Origin of the sequence: Microbacterium sp. MAH-37, assembly GCF_009758255.1 — a bacterium.
In the GTDB taxonomy this organism is placed as follows: domain Bacteria; phylum Actinomycetota; class Actinomycetes; order Actinomycetales; family Microbacteriaceae; genus Microbacterium.
The window spans coordinates 71,580-87,814 of the sequence record NZ_WSEN01000010.1 but is presented as its reverse complement, the minus strand read 5'-3'; the positions used below and the strand labels follow the sequence as shown (position 1 = coordinate 87,814).

Below are 16,235 nucleotides of genomic sequence, written 5' to 3'. Positions count from 1 at the left end.
GCCCTCCTTCGACGTGCCGACAAGGGCTCGGACCTTGCGACATCGTGTCGGATTCCCGTGCGCAGTTTCACGCCGCGGTCACGTATCGGCGCCGTTCGAGTGATTTCTAGCCTGGGATTCCCGTAGTCGAGGAGGAGTCCGTGTCCGCATCCGAGAAGAGCACCCACGTCGCGTCGCCGCCGATCGGCGAGGACGAGTGGCCCGCCGCCACTCAGGTCCTCATCATGGGCGGAGGGCCGGTCGGGCTCTCCTGCGCGATCCTGCTCGCCCAGCGCGGCATCGACGTGCTGCTGGTCGAGCGCCGTGACTTCGTGTTCCGGTTCCCCCGCGCACACCTGCTGAACCCGCGCACCATGGAGGCGTTCAGCGACATGGACGTCGCCGCCGACATCTATGCCGCCACGCCGACCCACGACCGCTGGCGCAAGGCGGTCTGGTACACGACCGCCACCGGCCCCGGCCGGTTCGACGGGATGAAGATCGGCGAGGTGCCCGCCTGGGGCGGCGGCCCCGACGCCGAGCGCTACCGCGCGGCCAGCCCGCGCACGTTCGCGAACATGCCGCAGATCCGGCTCGACCCGCTGCTGTACCGTCACGCGCTCGCCGCCGCGCCCGGCCGCATCCGCAAGCTGCAGGAGGTCGTGTCGATCGACCAGGACGCCGAGGGCGCTACCGTGGGCGTGCTCGACGTCGAGTCGGGTGAGGCGCGCAGCATCCGCGCCCAGTACGTGATCGCCGCCGACGGTGGGCGCGACAGCGCCGACCTGCTCGGCGTCGAACTCGAGGGGCCGCGCGACATGCGCGAGGTGGTCAACTACCACGTCAGCCTCGACCTGTCCGCGTGGTCGGAGCCCGACGCGCTGCTCGGCCACTTCCTGCACCCGGCCGGCGGCGCGCGCCGTCGTGGCACCATCCAGGCACTCGGACCGACGCACTACAACCGCAACGCCGAGGAGTGGCTCGTCTCGGTCGCCGGCTGGATGGTCGAGGGCGATCCCGACGACGAGGCCGCGCTGTTCGAATCGATCCGCCGGATGCTGGGGCTCGCCGCCGATCACCCGATCACGATGCACTCCATGACGCGCTGGAGCTACAACGGTCTCGTCGCGGAGCAGTTCCGGGTCGGCCGGACCTTCCTCGCCGGAGACGCTGCGCACAAGCATCCGCCGACAGGAGGACTGGGTCTGAACAGCGGCATCCAGGACGCGCAGAACCTGTGCTGGAAGCTCGCCGCGGTGCTCGACGGGCAGGCGCCCGACGCCTTGCTGGACAGCTACCAGGCGGAGCGCCGGCCCATCGTCGCCTGGTACACGGCGCACTCGCTCGAGAACGCCAACAGGCACCCTCCGATCGCCGCGGCGCTGGGCTTCAGCGAGGACGAGGAGGCCGGCTTCCGCAGCCTGGAGACGTTCGTCAGCGACACCCCCGAGGGGGCGGCCATGCGCGAGCGGGTCGCCGCCGAGGTGAACCACAACGCCCACGACTACAGCCAGCTCGGCGTCGAGGCCGGGTTCCACTACTCGGCCGGTGCGCTCGTGCCGGACGGCACACCGGTGCCCGGCGACCCCTCCGACCCGATCGCCTTCCACGCCACATCTCGGCCCGGCCATCACCTGCCGCACGTCTGGTTGGACGGGGCGAAAGAGGGGGACACCGGGCGGCGCTCGTCGCACGACCTCGTCGCGCGAGAGGGGCTGACGCTGATCACCTCGGAGTCCGCCGCGCCGCGCTGGCGGGATGCCGTGTCCCTCGCCGGCGGTGCCATGCCGATCACTGTCGCCGCCGTCGCGGACGACGACGTGGCCTGGCGGGAAGCCAGGCAGATCGCCGACGACGGAGCGCTGCTGGTGCGGCCGGACCGCAAGGTGGCGTGGCGCACGGCGAACCTGCCGACCGACGCGGTCTGCGCACTCGACGACGCTCTGGCGACGATCCTGCGTGGTGGCGACACCCCGGGGCAGGACCCCGCCGAGCCTTATCTCGTGCGCATCCGCGCCGCCGCGAACGTACTCGTGAAGTGAGCCCCGCCGACGGCGATCCGGCGTCCTTCGTACACCGTGTCGGATCGCCGTCGGCGAGATTCCCCCAGCCCGCCGATCCCCCTCATCCGGCGCTCTCGTAGCGTCGAGACAACGCCGCGCCGGCCCGCCGGGCGGCCAGAGACAGAGCACTGAGGAGCCCCCGTGATCATCGACGTCCACGGCCACATGACCGCCCCGGATTCCTACTACGCGTGGAAGGCCTCACTGCTGGCCGCGCGCGGTTCCCACGGCGGCAAGCCCCCGGTGATCAGCGACGACGAGCTGATCGCCTCGTACCACGCGCCGCACCCCAGCTTCGGCAACGTCTCGCACATGACCCACATCGACGGCGCGGGGATCGACCTGCAGCTGATCTCGCCGCGTCCGTTCCACGCCATGCACTCTGAGCGCCCGACGAAGATCGTCGAGTGGTTCACAGCCGAGACGAACAACATCATCCACCGCACCACCGAGCTGTTCCCCGGACGCTTCAAAGGCATTGCCGGCATCCCGCAGAGCCCGTACATCACCGTCGAGCAGTGGCTGCCCGAGCTGCGGCGCGCGGTCACAGAGCTCGGCTTCGTCGGCGCGATGGTCAACTCCGACCCCTACGAGGGCACCGAAGTGCCGCCGGCGATGGGCGAGCGGTACTGGTACCCGCTCTACGAGGCGCTCTGCGAACTCGACGTGCCGATGCTGCTGCACTCCGCGGGCTGCAAGTTCCCCGCCCGCGAGCCGTACAGCCTGCACTTCATCCAGGAGGAGACGGTCTCGGTCTGGAGCATGATCCAGGCGAACATCTTCGCCGACTTCCCCGACCTCAAGGTCATCGTCGCCCACGGCGGCGGAGCCATCCCCTATCAGATGGGCCGCTTCCTGCCGTCGGTGGTGCGCACCGGGGTCTCGTACCTCGACAAGCTGCGCAACTTCCACTTCGACTCCTGCCTGTACACCAAGGACAGCCTGGAGCTGCTCATGAAGGCCGTCGGCACCGACCGCGTGCTCTTCGGGTCGGAGAAGCCGGGCACCGGCTCGCAGATCGATCCGGAGACCGGGCGCTGGTTCGACGACATCCATCTGCTCATCGACGACATCGACTGGCTCGACGCCGACCGCCGCGCCGACGTGCTCGAGAACAACGCCCGCAGCCTGTTCGGGCTCTGAACGGCGCATACGAGAAGGGATCCACCATGACCGAGATCGTCGCAGGATTCGGCACCTCGCACGGACCTCAGCTGAAGGCCGCGCCGCCGGAGGCCTGGGAGACCCGCGGGGTCGCCGACCGCCGCAGCAAGGGCCTCAAGTTCCGGGGCGGCACGTACAGCTTCGACGAGCTGCGCGCGCAGCGCGAGGACTTCTCCGCCGAGATCACCCACGACGTGATGCGGCGGCGCTGGGACAGCTGCCAGTCGTCGATGGACGACCTCTCCCGCTTCATCCGCGAGCAGGACGTGGACGTGCTCGTGATCGTCTCGAGCGACCACAAGGAGACCTACGGCGACGAGTGGCTCGCCCCGTTCTCGGTGTTCTGGGGCGACGAGGTCGCGCACGTGCCCTTCACCCAGGCCCAGCTCGACGAGATGGCGCCCGGACTGGCCGAAGCCGCGATGGGTGACGTGCCCGACCACACGATCATGCGCCCGACGCACCGCGCGCTCGGCAGGCACATCATCCAGTCCACCCAGGCCGACGACTTCGACACGGGCGCGACCGAGATCGTGCCTGCGGGGCGCTACGAGAACCACTCGATCCCGCACGGATTCGGGTTCATCTACCAGCGCTTCATGGGCGAGGACTCCGTGGTGCCGATGGTGCCGATCTTCATCAACACCTTCTGGGAGCCGAACCCGCCGAGCGCCAAGCGCTGCTACGACTTCGGACGCGCGGTCGGCCGCGCCATCCAGTCGTTCCCAGGCGACCTGCGCGTCGGCGTGGTCGCCTCCGGAGGCCTCAGCCACTTCGTCATCGACGAGAAGCTCGACGGCGAGTTCATCCAGGCGATGCGCGACCACGACGCGGGGTACCTGTCGTCGGTGCCCGCCTCCGAGATGATGTCCGGCGCTTCCGAGCTGCGCAACTGGATCGCTGTCGCCGGCATCGCCGACGAGGTCGGGCTGAGCGTGACGAACGTCGACTACGAGCCCTGCTACCGCACCGAGGCCGGCACCGGCAACGCGATGGGCTTCGTCACCTGGGAGCGCGCCTGAGATGTCGACGGCAGAGATCGTCGCGGCGCTGCGGATGCTCGACAGCTGCGCGGTGTCGGACGCCCTGGACACCCTCGGGCTGCCGGGCGCCGTGAACGGCCTGCCGCCGATGTGGCCGGCCGGCCGGCCGGTCGCCGGCCGGGTGCGCACGGTCACGGCGGCGCCCAAGGCGGCAGCCGGACCGGCCACGCACATCGCGACGCCACTCGTCGCGATCGCCGAGCCCGATGACGTGGTCGTCATCGACAACCACGGCCGCGCCGACGTGTCGTGCTGGGGCGGCCTCCTCGCCGAGGCGGCCGTGCAGCGCGGCATCGCCGGCGTCGTGGTCGACGGCGCCTGCCGCGACGTGCAGGAGAGCGAGGCGCTCGGGCTGCCCGTCTTCGCCAGGACAGCCGTTCCGATCAGTGCCCGCGGCCGCATCGTGCAGCAGGCGATGGACGAGCGCATCCAGGTCGGCGGGGTCTCGGTCGCCGCGCACGACTACGTCATCGCCGACGTCAACGGCGTGGTCTTCGTCGCCGCCGATCAGGCCGAGCGCGTCGTCGCACTCGCGCAGCGCATCGCGGATCGCGAGGCGCGCATGGCGGAGGCCGTGCGCAGCGGCCGCGACGTCAGCGAGGTCATGCACGACTCGCAGTTCCCCAGCGTCACCGCGGAGTAGACATGTCAGACACCCTCATTCAGCGTTTCGCCCAGCTCGGCACGGCCACCGTGTCGGACGCCCTCGACAAGCACGCCAGGCCAGGCAGTCTGCTCGGCATCGCCCCGCTCGCCGACGGACAGCACATGGTCGGCAGGGCGTTCACGGTGCGCTACGTCAGCGCGCAGGTGCCGGCCGGCACGGTCGGCGACTTCATCGACCAGGTGCAGCCGGGACAGGTGGTCGTGCTCGACAACGACGGCCGCGTGGACTGCACGGTGTGGGGCGACATCCTCACCGCCGTCGCCCACCACCGCGGCATCTCCGGCACGGTGATCGAGGGGGTCTGCCGCGACACGCACCGGGCCCTGTCGATCGGCTACCCGATCTACAGCCGCGGACGCTTCATGCGCACCGGCAAGGACCGGGTCGAGGTCGCGGAGGAGCAGGGGCCGATCACGATCGGCGGCGTCACGGTGCGACCCGGTGACATCCTGCTGGGCGACTCCGACGGCGTCGTCGCGATCCCGCAGGACATCGAGGAGCAGGTGCTCGAGACCGCCGAGCTGATCCACGCCAGGGAGGAGTCGATCCTCGAGGCGGCCCTCGGCGGCGCGACGATCGCCGAGGCCAGGGCGCGGTACGGCTATCACGATCTGCAGAGGGCGGACTCGTGATCGACCTCGATCGAGATGCCGCGGAACTGCTGCGGCTCGGCTCGGCGACGCTCTACGAGGCCTCGCGAAGCGACTGCTTCCTGGACGCCGCCTTCCGACCAGCCTGGGACGGCGCGCAGCTCGTCGGCAGAGCCGTCCCGGTGACCGCGCAGCAGGGCGACAACCTCGCCCTGCACCACGGCATCGAGGCAGCCGGGCCCGGCGACGTGCTCGTGGTCGACGGCGGCGGCGCCCCGTTCGGCTACTGGGGCGAGGTCATGGCGGTGGCGGCGCAGGCGCGCGGCATCCGCGGGCTGATCATCGACGGCGGGGTGCGCGACACCGCGCAGCTCGCCGCACTCGGCTTCCCCGCGTTCAGCACCTCGATCTCGATCCGGGGCACCATCAAGAAGTGGCCGGGCACGATCGGGGTGTCGATCACGCTCCGCGGCCGGATCGTGCAGTGCGGCGACGTGGTCGTCGCCGACCGCGACGGCGTGGTCGTGCTGCCCGCGGGCCGCTACGACGAGGTGCTGTCCGCATCGAGGGAGCGGGCCGACAAGGAGGACGCCTACATGGAGCGTCTCCGCACCGGCGAGGTGACGCTCGACGTGTACGACTTCCGGCGCCTCGGCGCGCCGATCACCAGCTGAGAGGGAGAGCATGACCCAGCAACCGGACGCGGACGTCCTCATCGTCGGAGCAGGCCCGGTCGGGCTCGTCGCCGCACTCGACCTCGCCTCGCGCGGCGTCTCCGTGATCGTCGTCGAGCAGCGCGCCTACCTCGAACCGCCGAACGTGAAGTGCAACCACGTCGCCTCGCGCACGATGGAGAGCCTGCGTCGCCTCGGCATCGCCGCGGAGGTGCGCGCCGCAGGGCTCCCGTCGGACTACCCGCAGGACGTCGCCTTCCGCACCGCCCTGACCGGCCGCGAGTTCGCCCGGATCGCCATTCCGGCCAGCGGCCAGCGGTACACGTCGCACACCGGACCGGACACCTCCTGGAACACGCCGGAGCCGCCGCACCGCATCAACCAGACCTTCCTCGAGCCGATCCTCGCGCGGCACGCGGCCGCTGCCCCCGGCGTCATGCTGCTGAACGAGACGCTGTTCCACAGCCTCGCGCAGGACGACGACGGCGTCTCGATCGTCGTCTCGGACCTCGACGGCGGCGACGAGCGCGCCCTCCGCGGCCGCTACCTCATCGGCGCCGATGGCGGACGCTCGAACGTGCGCAAGCAGATCGGCGCGAAGCTCAGCGGCGACCCGGTGCTGCAGCACGTGCAGTCCACCTGCATCCGCTCCGCCGACCTGTACGACCGGATGTCCGCTGACGAGCCGCGTGCCTGGGGGTACTACACGTTCAACGCGCGCCGCCTCGGGCACGTGTACGCCATCGATGGTCGCGAGACCTTCCTCGTGCACACCTATCTCTCGCCGGACGAGGCCGCGACTCCTGGCTCCGTCGACCGGGATGCCGCGATCCGGGCGATCCTCGGCGTCTCCGACGACTTCGCGTACGAGGCCGTCTCGAAGGAGGACTGGATCGCGCGGCGCCTGCTCGCCGACCGGTTCCGCGACGGCAGGGTCTTTCTCGCCGGTGACGCGACTCACCTCTGGGTGCCGTTCGCGGGGTTCGGGATGAACGCCGGCATCGCCGACGTGCTGAATCTCACCTGGGCGCTCGGCGCGCACCTGGACGGCTGGGCCGACGAGCACATCCTGGACGCCTACGAGGCCGAGCGCCGGCCGATCACCGAGCAGGTCTCGCACTTCGCGATGAACCATCAGCAGAAGCTGGCGAAGCCGTCGCTGCCGGCTCACCTCGAGGAGGACTCGGCAGAGGGCGAGGCTGCGCGCGCCGCGTTCGGTGCGGCCGTCCACGCGCTGAACGAACCGCAGTTCGCCGCCGCAGGTCTGAACTACGGCTACGTGTACGACGCGTCGCCGGTCATCGCCTACGACGACGAGCCGGCGCCGGGCTACACGATGGGCGAGTACACGCCGTCGACGGTGCCCGGATGCCGCGCCCCGCACTTCCGCCTTGCCGACGGCACGTCGTTCTACGACCTGCTCTCGCCTGGCTACACGCTCGTCGCCCGGCCAGGGAGCGAACCGGCGGAGCTCGCCTCCGAGGCCGAGCTGCGCGGCATCCCGCTCAGCGTGGTCGAGGCTGACGACGATGTGCTTCCCGCCGAGTACCGCTTCCCGCTCACCCTGGTGCGCCAGGACCAGCAGGTGGTCTGGCGCGGGGAGCAGGCGGATGCCGCGACGGCGGCGGAGCTGTGGGAGCTGCTGCGCGGCGCACGGGTCGCCGCCGCGGTCTGATCCGGGGACGCCTGAGGGCCGGTCGCCGATGCGACCGGCCCTCAGGCATGTGTGCGGGTGACCGCCTCAGCGGCGGATGACCTTCGTGGCCGCCATCGCCTTCAGTCCCTCGACGCCGAACTCCAGACCGTAGCCGGACGCCTTGGTACCGCCGAACGGGATGGACGGCTCCACGCCGCCGTGCTGGTTGATCCACACGGTGCCGGCCTCGAGCCGCTGGGCGATCTCGGCGGCGGCATCCGCATCGGGACCCCAGACGGACGCGCCGAGTCCCTGCTCCGTGCCGTTCGCGCGGCGCACCGCGTCGTCGATGTCGGTGTAGCGGATCACAGGCAGCACCGGACCGAACTGCTCCTCGTCGACCACGGCGGCGCCGTCTTCGACGTCGGCGATGATCGTGGGCCGGTAGAACAGTGGGCCGAGGTCGGCGGCGGGCTCGCCGCCGGCGACGATGCGCGCGCCGCGCTCTCTCGCGTCTTCGACGAGACGCGACACGATGTCGAACTGCGAGGGGTTCTGCACCGGGCCGAGTCGGTTGTCCTTGTCGTGCCCCGATCCCATCGGCGTCGACTTCGCGCGCTCGGCGAGGGCCTCGACGGTCTCGTCGTACACCGAGTCGTGCACGTACAGCCGCTTGAGCGCGGCGCACACCTGCCCGGTGTTCCCGAACGCGCCCCAGAACAGCTTGTCGGCGAGGGCGTTCACGTCAGTGCCCGGCAGCACGATCCCGGCGTCGTTGCCGCCGAGCTCGAGGGTGAGGCGGGCGAGGTTCGACGCCGAGCTCTCCACGATGCGGCGGCCGGTCGCGGTCGAGCCGGTGAACACGATCTTCGCGATGCCGGGGTGCGCGGCGAGGGCCGCACCCACCTCGCGGTCGCCGGACACCACCGTTGCGACGCCCTCAGGCAGGTGACGGTGCAGGATCTCGGCGAGCGCGAGCACGCTGAGCGGCGTGTACTCGGAGGGCTTGATGACCACGGTGTTGCCCATGCGCAGTGCGGGCGCGATGTGCCACACGGCGATCATCACCGGGAAGTTCCAGGGACCGATCGAGGCCACCACACCGAGCGGCACGTAGTGCAGTTCGGCGCCGTCGCCGAGCTGCTGCGGCTCGAGCGCGGTGTCCGCGGCCGCGCGCAGCCAGTGCGCGGCACCGTGCACCTCTCCGGCGCCCGCGACCTTGCCCTGCTCCTGGGTGATGATCTGCCCGAGCTCCTCGGCGCTGGCATCGAGGTCATCCGCCACCAGGCGCAGCAGCCGCGAGCGTTCGGCGTGCCCGAGTGCGGCCCACGCGGGCTGCGCGGCGGATGCCGTAGCGATCGCGGCATCCAGCTCGGCGACGGTCTGCTCGGGGGCGTAACCGATCACCTCCCGCGTAGCGGCGTCGAGGATGGGGCGGCCGTTCCCGGCCTCGGCGGAGACCGTGGCGAGGAGTGCGTTCATTGCGGATCCTTCCGTGATCGGCGGGTCGGACCCGAGGGGCGTCCGCACTATGAGATCAATTCAATATATTTAATTGCGAGCGACACGGCCAGGCGGCCGGAACGCGTGAGGTCAGCGCAGGCCGGCGAGGGTCGCCACGCGCAGCGCCGTGTGCAGCTCGCGCCGCACATGCCCGTCGGCCAGGTCGACATCGGTGATCGCGCGCACGCGATCGAGGCGGTAGTACAGGGTGCTGCGGTGCACGTGCAGCTCCTGTGCGGTGCGCTGGGCGTCGCAGCCGCAGTCCAGGTAGGCCTCCAGGGTCTCGGCGAGGTCCGGGCCTGACTGGTTGTCCAGCAGTCGCTGGATCGGGGCGGGCAGGTCGGAGGCGCTCAGCTCCTCGATGGGCAGCTGCAGCAGGATGCGGTCGAGCCCGAGCTCGTCCCAGTGCACGACGCGTCCCCTGGCCGGGTCGACGGCGGCGCCGCGTGCGGCGATCCCGGCCTCGCGTCGCGAACGGTGGGCGTCGGCGAGGGGGGAGTGGGCGCCGCCGATCCCGGCCCGCAGCTCGGCGAAGGCGGGGAGGTCGAGTAGCGCGTCGAGACGATCCCGGTCGATCTCGTACGGGACGACGATGACCGCCTCGCCCTCGATCACCGCGCCGACGGCCTTGAGCCGGGGAAAGACCGGAATGACCGAGAGCGCACGGTCGAGCACGAGGCGGAGCGTGGCGGTGTGGGGATCCGCGGGGGCGGGCGCGGAGAGGGTGATCACCGTGTAGTGCGGCACCGGTGAGACCAGTCCTCCGGTGAGCAGTTCGTCGGCGGCCCTGGCGCGCTGCGCCGCGTCACCGTTCACCAGTGCGGTCACCAGCCGGAGTGCCCGGTCCTCGTCCTCACGGTGGCCGAGCGCCATCGCGGCGAGGATCACGCCGAGTTGCTCGCGCCCCTCGCGGATGGTGTCGTCGTCGAGGAGCTGCTCGTCTGGCGTCTCGTCAGGGATCGTCGAGGAGACGTATCCGACCAGCTGGCCCTGGTGGCGGACGGGGGCGACGTGCCGGGTCATCCCGCCGTCGATCGGGGGGATGCGCACCGGGCCGTCGGCCTGTCCGACGCGGTACTCCCGGATCGAGTCCCGCGCCCTGGATGAACCCTTGTGTGACAGGATGATCGCGAGCCGCGCATGGTCGACGTCGCGGTCGTGCACGCTGAACGCGATCACGTTGAACTCCACGTCGAACACGATGATCGGTCGTCCGAGCCGATCAGCGTAGGCCTGCACCTGTGCCTCGAGATTCATCGTCCACCTCACTGTGCGCGACGGCGCGCACGTCGACCGAGTCTAGGCCGCCCTGCCTGACGTGTCCGGACAGGATGGCGGCGACTTGTGAGGCCTGCGCCAGTAGAACTATATTCAATATAGTCATTTCAGAGAGAGGCGGCCACACATGGCGAAGATGACAGGCGGCGACGCACTCGCACAGGCACTGATCACCGAGGGGGTCGAGACCGTCTTCGGCATCCCCGGCGTGCAGCTCGACGGGCTCACCGACGGGATGTACCGCAAGCAGGACGAGGTGAACCTGCTCGTCCCACGGCACGAGCAGAGCACCACGTACATGGCCGACGGCTACCACCGCGTGACAGGACGCCCCGGCGTCGCCATGGTCGTGCCTGGCCCCGGCGTGCTCAACGCCGGCGCAGGAATGGCCACCGCCTACGCCTGCTCCTCGCAGGTGATGCTCCTCGCCGGCACGATCCCGTCGACCCTCGTCGGCTCCGGCCTGGGCGCCCTGCACGAGATCCCGAAGCAGAGCGAGACGATCGAAGGACTCACCAAGTGGGCGGCGCGTCCCACCAGGGTCGAGGAGATCCCGGAACTCGTGCACGAGGGCTTCCGGCAGATGCGCACCGGCCGGCCGCGCCCCGTCGCACTCGAACTGGGGCCCGATCTGCTGCACGCCGTCGCCGACCTCGAGGTCGGCGACCCTTTCCCTGTCCCGGCGCCGGTCGCCCCCGAGGACTGCATCGCCGAACTCGTCGCGATGCTCGCGGCCAGCCGTCGTCCGGTCATCCACGTCGGAGGCGGAGTCCGCGGGCAGCGGGCGTTCGACCTGCTCTCCCGGCTCGCCGACCTGCTCGACGCACCCGTCGTCATGAGCGAGAACGGCCGCGGTGCCCTCGACGCCCGTGATCCGCATGCGCTGCCCGCGTTCGCGCTGTGGGAGCTCCGCGACACCGCCGATCTCGTCGTCTCGTTCGGCAGCCGGTTCCTCACCCCGTTCGGTCAGCAGCTCGGCATCGGCGACGCGCGTCTGGCGCTGGTGAACATCGACCGCACCGACTTCACGCCGCCACGCCGCCCCGACCTCGCGGTGCACGCCGACGCCACCGCTGTGCTGGAGGCGCTCGTCGAGCGCGTGCAGCGTCGCAGCGGATGGGGCGACGAACTCGCGCGCCTGCGCGCGGACGGCGAGGCGCGCGTGCGCGCCCAGGTCGCCCCCCAGATGGCGTTCGTCGATGCCATCAGGGCGGCGCTGCCCGAGGACGGGATCTTCGTCAACGAGCTCACCCAGATCGGCTACGTGTCGACCTACGGGTATCCGGTGCACGCGCCGCACTCGTATGTCTGGCCCGGCTATCAGGGCACCCTGGGCTACGCCATGCCCACCGCCCTCGGCGCCGCGGTCGGCGCGGGGGAGCGCCCGGTCGTCGTGGTCACCGGTGACGGCGGCATCGGCTGGTCGTTGCAGGAGTTCGCCACGGCGAAGAAGTACGGCATCCCGCTAATCACCGTGCTCTTCGAGGACAACCGATTCGGCAACGTCTGGCGCATCCAGCGTGACACCTACGGCGGCCGCTTCATCGGCTCCGACCTGACGAACCCCGACTTCGAACTGCTCGCGCAGGCGTTCGGCATCGACTTCGCGCTGGCTGACGATGCGGATGCCGTGCAGCGCGCGATCGGGAACGCCATCGCGGCCCGGCGCCCGGCGGTCATCAAGGTGCCGGTGGGGGTCTTCCCCTCGCCGTGGTCGTTCATCCACGAGAAGCACTGACCCGCTCCGCGGCGGGACCGGCATCCGTCATCCCGCCGCGGAATCGTGTAGATCTGATGTAGACACGCCCGCCTCCGTGGCACGTCGTCGACGGAACCGAAGGAGAGCTATGACGATCACCAATGCCGCTGCCGCGGTCCAGGTCGCGAGAGCCCTGGAGCAGGAGATCACCTCCAGCGGGTGGAAGCCCGGTCATTTCGTCGGCCGGCGCCAGGAGCTGGCGGCCCGGTTCACGGTGGCGCCGGCGACGCTCAGTGAAGCCATCCAACTGCTGCGCTCCCGCGGCGTAGTGGACGCCAAGCCTGGTCCGGGTGGAGGGATCTTCGTCGCGGCCAGGTCACCGTTCATGCAGCTCAGCGATCAGCTCCTCCAGCTGCGCGAGGAGAAGACGACGGTGGCGAACTGCCTGCGTGTGCTCGATGCGCTGGACGGCACCGTCCTGCACGACGCCGTCGAATTCGCGTCGGAGGGTGACATCGCGGATGTGAGGGAGCGCGCCGCCCGGTTGGAGGCCGAGTGGGACACGCCGCAGGCGGCTGCGGCCATCTGGGCGCTGCACGCGCGCATCGCGCGGATCACGCCGAACGAGCTGTTGCGCAGCCTGTACACGAACCTCGTCGACTACATCATCGCCGAGGAGCTGGAGGGTGCCACGGCGCCCAGCACGCCGGAGCGCCTCCGCACCCACCTCGACTTCGCGGAGGCGGTCGTGGGCCGCGATCACGCCCTGGCTGCCTCCGCCGTGGAGCGCCACCGCGGTGCCGCCTGGGTCGCGCAGCATCCGTCCTGATCGGTGCGGGGTCGCCGGTTTGACAGCGAACCGTCGCGGGCATATTGTTCATATTCAATATTGACAATTGTTGCCCCTCAGGAGGAACCGCAATGGTGCTCGAGTTCCGCAGCGTGATCGATGAGATGCTCGCCGCCCCCAATCGTCCGGCAGGTGCGACGCCCCCGCCGATCCGCCTCTCGCAGAACGAGATGCCGTGGGGTCCGAGCGAGCCGATCCTTCACGCGATGTCCGCCGCCGCCCGGTCGGCGCACCGCTATCCCGACTACCACCGCACGGCGGCGCGCACCGCGGTGGCCCAGTCGATGGGGATCGATACCGAGCGCATCGCGATCGACAACGGCTCCGGCTCACTGCTGCACGGTCTGGCCAGGCTGGTGTGCGAGCCGGGCGTCGACGGCGTGTACTGCTGGCCGTCCTTCGAGGCGTACTCCGCCGCGCTCGGACTCGCCGGGGCCGAGCGCACGCCGGTCGACCTGGCTGAAGACGGTGCGATGGACATGCCCGCCATGCTCGCGGCCATCGGCCCGGCCACGCGGATCGCGTACCTGTGCAACCCCAATAACCCGACCGGCGGCTTCGTCGGTGTGGAGGCCATCCGCTCCTTCCTCCGTGAGGTCCCGGCGAACGTGCTCGTCGTCCTCGACGAGGCCTACCGGGAGTTCGTCACCGCCGAGCCGTTCGACGCGACGGAGGCGCTCCTGGACGAGTTCGACAACCTCGTGATCCTTCGCACCCTGTCGAAGTCGCACGGCCTGGCCGGCCTTCGTGCCGGTTATGCGGCAGCGGCACCGCGGGTGGCCGAGGCGCTGCGTCGCACTTCGGTGGGTTTCGCGCTCAACGGCATCGCGGAGGCAGCCGTGATCGCCGCCTTCGGATCGGAGGCACAGGCCATCGCCGCGGAGCGCATCGCCGTGATCGTCTCCGAGCGGGAACGGATGGAGGTGGCGCTCCGCGACGCCGGCGTCTCGTTCCTGCCCAGCCAGTCGAACTTCCTCTTCGTGTACGGCGACGCGCTGCAGCTCATGGAGCGGTTCGCCGCGCAGGGCGTGCTGGCCCGGTCGTTCCCGGCATCCGGAGGCGTTCGCGTCACCGTCGGTCTCCCCGAGGAGAACGACGCCGCACTGGCCGCGTTGAGATAGCCGGCCGCCCTCTCGAGGGCGACCTTCAGCCCCGGTCGGACGGTGTCCGACACAGTGTCGGATGGGGCACCGAGGACTTAGGAGCGACTACTGAAGATCGCTCATATCCTCGGTTCGTACGCTGGCACACACCAGGACGAAGCCGTCCTCACCCGATTCAGAACCGACGACGCCTGACAGGCGCGAAGGGATGTGGCAGTGGCTGCGACGATCGATTTCGAGCGCGACCGGCGTGCGTCGCTGCGCCGCTCCGTGACCGGAGCCGGCGGATGGACCATCTTCGCGGCGGCGCTCACCCTGGTCTTCGTGTTCCCCGTCACGATGATCGTGATCGGCGCGTTCCGTGACGGACTCCCGTCCGACAACCTGCCTTTCACGCTCGGCGGTCTCATCGCGGCGTTCCAGGACGAGGAGACCTGGACCACGATGTGGAACTCCGTCGTGCTGGTGCTCGTCTGCGGGACGATCTCGGTGGCCGGCGGCGGGCTGTTCGCCTGGATCGCCGCCAACACCAACGTCCCCGGCCGCCGGCTGCTCACGCCGCTGATGGCGATCAACCTCTTCGTCCCCCCGCTGTTCCACACCCTTGGCTGGATCATGCTGGGCAACCCGCAGAACGGGCTGCTCAACCAGTGGGCGCGGATGCTGGGCGCGACCGGTTCGTTCATGAACATCCAGACCTGGGGCGGACTGATCCTGCTCATGTCGCTGGGCTACATGCCGTTCGCCTACTTCCTGATGCTCGGCGCGTTCAAGAACCGCGACCAGTCGCTCGACGAGGCGGCGGCGATCAGCGGAGCCGGCGCCGTGCGCACCTTCTTCACGATCACGCTGCCCTCGGTCGGACCTGCGATCACCGGCGCCGCGATCCTCGTGGCCGTCCTGGTGTTCCAGTCCTTCGACAGCCCTCAGCTGATCGGGAGGCAGGCCGGCATCTTCGTCTTCTCCACGCAGATCTACCACTACGTCCGCGACCAGGCGCCCGCCGAGTACACGAAGGCGTTCGCGCTGTCGCTGGTGCTGATCATCCTGGTGCTGCTGCTGTTCCTCGCTCAGCGGTGGCTGCTCCGGGGTCGCAGCTTCACGACCCTGACCGGCAAGACGTCGCGGCGCGAGCCGCAGGAGCTCGGTCCTGTTCGCTGGGTGCTCGCGGCGCTGGTCGTGCTGTTCGTGCTGCTGAATCTGGTGCTGCCGCTGTTCGCCATGATCCTCGGCAGCCTGCAGCCCATCTTCGGCGTGATGAGCACGGGGCTCACGTTCGACAACTACGTGCAGATGCTCACCGACCAGGAGTTCAGCTCCAGCCTCGCCCTCACGGCGTGGCTCGCCGTGATCGGCGGCTTCGGCTCCATCGCGATCGCGCTGCTGACGGCCTACGTGACCGCGCGTCGCTCGGGCTTCATCCGCTCGTACACCTCGTTCGCGGTGTGGGTCCCGTGGGCGCTGCCTGGAATCGTGCTGGCACTCGCCTACATGTTCGCGGTGCTCTACGTGCCGGCATTCCGCGGCCTGTACGGATCAGCGTTCCTGATGACCCTGGTGCTCGTGGTCGCGACGATTCCGGTGTCCAGCCGTATCGCGGAGGGTGCTCTCGCTCAGCTGTCGCCCGAACTCGAGGAGGCTGCCCGCACCTCGGGCGCCGGGTCGGTGCGGGTGCTGCTGAGCATCGTGCTGCGGCTCGTGATCCCCAGCTTCCTGGCCGGCTGGTTCCTCTCCGCGCTGTTCATCTCCGGCAACCTTGCAGTGCCGATGCTGCTCGCGCCTCCCGGGCTCCAGCCCGTCTCGCTGACCGCATTCCAGGAGTTCCTGCTCGGGAACATGTCCCAGGGCGCGGCGCTGTTCATGATCATCCTCGTCGCCGCGATGTCGGTCCTCGGCCTCGCCGCGCTCGCGATGAAGTTCGGTCCTCGCGTCCGCGGACGCTCGGAACGGGCCACCACTGTCCCCCTCACCCGCATCACACCCTGA

13 protein-coding genes are annotated in these 16,235 nt (G+C 70.1%); 11 read left to right on the top strand and 2 right to left on the bottom strand.

Features of this window, described 5'->3' with window-relative positions; all coding sequences use genetic code 11:
- The first annotated feature begins 140 nt into the window (after window positions 1-140).
- From GON06_RS14730 to GON06_RS14700, 7 genes are all read left to right on the top strand, one after another.
- Window positions 141-2,021, top strand: a complete 1,881-nt coding sequence (locus GON06_RS14730; protein WP_157313079.1) for an FAD-dependent monooxygenase — start codon at window positions 141-143, stop codon at window positions 2,019-2,021.
- Between the two features lie 162 nt (window positions 2,022-2,183).
- Complete coding sequence (locus GON06_RS14725; RefSeq protein WP_332837599.1) at window positions 2,184-3,185, top strand: amidohydrolase family protein; 1,002 nt, start codon at window positions 2,184-2,186, stop codon at window positions 3,183-3,185.
- Between the two features lie 26 nt (window positions 3,186-3,211).
- Window positions 3,212-4,228 carry a hypothetical protein gene (locus GON06_RS14720; RefSeq protein WP_157313078.1) on the top strand — a complete coding sequence of 339 codons (1,017 nt, stop codon included), beginning with the start codon at window positions 3,212-3,214 and terminating at the stop codon, window positions 4,226-4,228.
- Between the two features lies 1 nt (window position 4,229).
- Entirely contained in the window at window positions 4,230-4,892 is a 663-nt protein-coding gene (locus GON06_RS14715; RefSeq protein WP_157313077.1) for an RraA family protein, read from the top strand.
- 2 nt (window positions 4,893-4,894) lie between these two features.
- Window positions 4,895-5,548, top strand: a complete 654-nt coding sequence (locus GON06_RS14710; RefSeq protein WP_157313076.1) for an RraA family protein — start codon at window positions 4,895-4,897, stop codon at window positions 5,546-5,548.
- Window positions 5,545-6,180, top strand: a complete 636-nt coding sequence (locus tag GON06_RS14705; RefSeq protein WP_332837597.1) for a 4-carboxy-4-hydroxy-2-oxoadipate aldolase/oxaloacetate decarboxylase — start codon at window positions 5,545-5,547, stop codon at window positions 6,178-6,180. Before GON06_RS14710 ends, GON06_RS14705 begins: the two co-directional genes overlap by 4 nt.
- Before the next feature lie 10 nt (window positions 6,181-6,190).
- Window positions 6,191-7,855, top strand: coding sequence for an FAD-dependent oxidoreductase (locus tag GON06_RS14700; protein WP_157313075.1), 1,665 nt, complete (start codon window positions 6,191-6,193; stop codon window positions 7,853-7,855).
- Between the two features lie 66 nt (window positions 7,856-7,921).
- On the opposite strand, the gene GON06_RS14695 is transcribed toward GON06_RS14700, so the two are convergent.
- Together GON06_RS14695 and GON06_RS14690 are read right to left on the bottom strand one after the other, a co-directional pair.
- Window positions 7,922-9,298 (bottom strand): aldehyde dehydrogenase family protein, encoded by a 1,377-nt coding sequence (locus GON06_RS14695; RefSeq protein ID WP_157313074.1) that lies wholly within the window; start codon window positions 9,296-9,298, stop codon window positions 7,922-7,924.
- 111 nt (window positions 9,299-9,409) lie between these two features.
- Window positions 9,410-10,576 (bottom strand): PucR family transcriptional regulator, encoded by a 1,167-nt coding sequence (locus GON06_RS14690; RefSeq protein WP_157313073.1) that lies wholly within the window; start codon window positions 10,574-10,576, stop codon window positions 9,410-9,412.
- 148 nt (window positions 10,577-10,724) lie between these two features.
- Here GON06_RS14690 and GON06_RS14685 point away from each other — a divergent pair, with 148 nt between their 5' ends.
- From GON06_RS14685 to GON06_RS14670, 4 genes are all read left to right on the top strand, one after another.
- On the top strand, window positions 10,725-12,335 hold the full coding sequence (locus GON06_RS14685; protein WP_157313072.1) for a thiamine pyrophosphate-binding protein: 1,611 nt from the start codon (window positions 10,725-10,727) through the stop codon (window positions 12,333-12,335).
- A 109-nt stretch (window positions 12,336-12,444) separates the two neighbouring features.
- On the top strand, window positions 12,445-13,125 hold the full coding sequence (locus tag GON06_RS14680) for a FadR/GntR family transcriptional regulator (protein ID WP_157313071.1): 681 nt from the start codon (window positions 12,445-12,447) through the stop codon (window positions 13,123-13,125).
- Window positions 13,126-13,217: 92 nt separating this feature from the next.
- The gene (locus GON06_RS14675) at window positions 13,218-14,267 is read left to right on the top strand and encodes a pyridoxal phosphate-dependent aminotransferase (RefSeq protein ID WP_157313070.1); all 1,050 of its coding nucleotides are present in this window, start codon (window positions 13,218-13,220) and stop codon (window positions 14,265-14,267) included.
- A 198-nt stretch (window positions 14,268-14,465) separates the two neighbouring features.
- Window positions 14,466-16,235 (top strand): ABC transporter permease, encoded by a 1,770-nt coding sequence (locus GON06_RS14670; RefSeq protein ID WP_332837596.1) that lies wholly within the window; start codon window positions 14,466-14,468, stop codon window positions 16,233-16,235.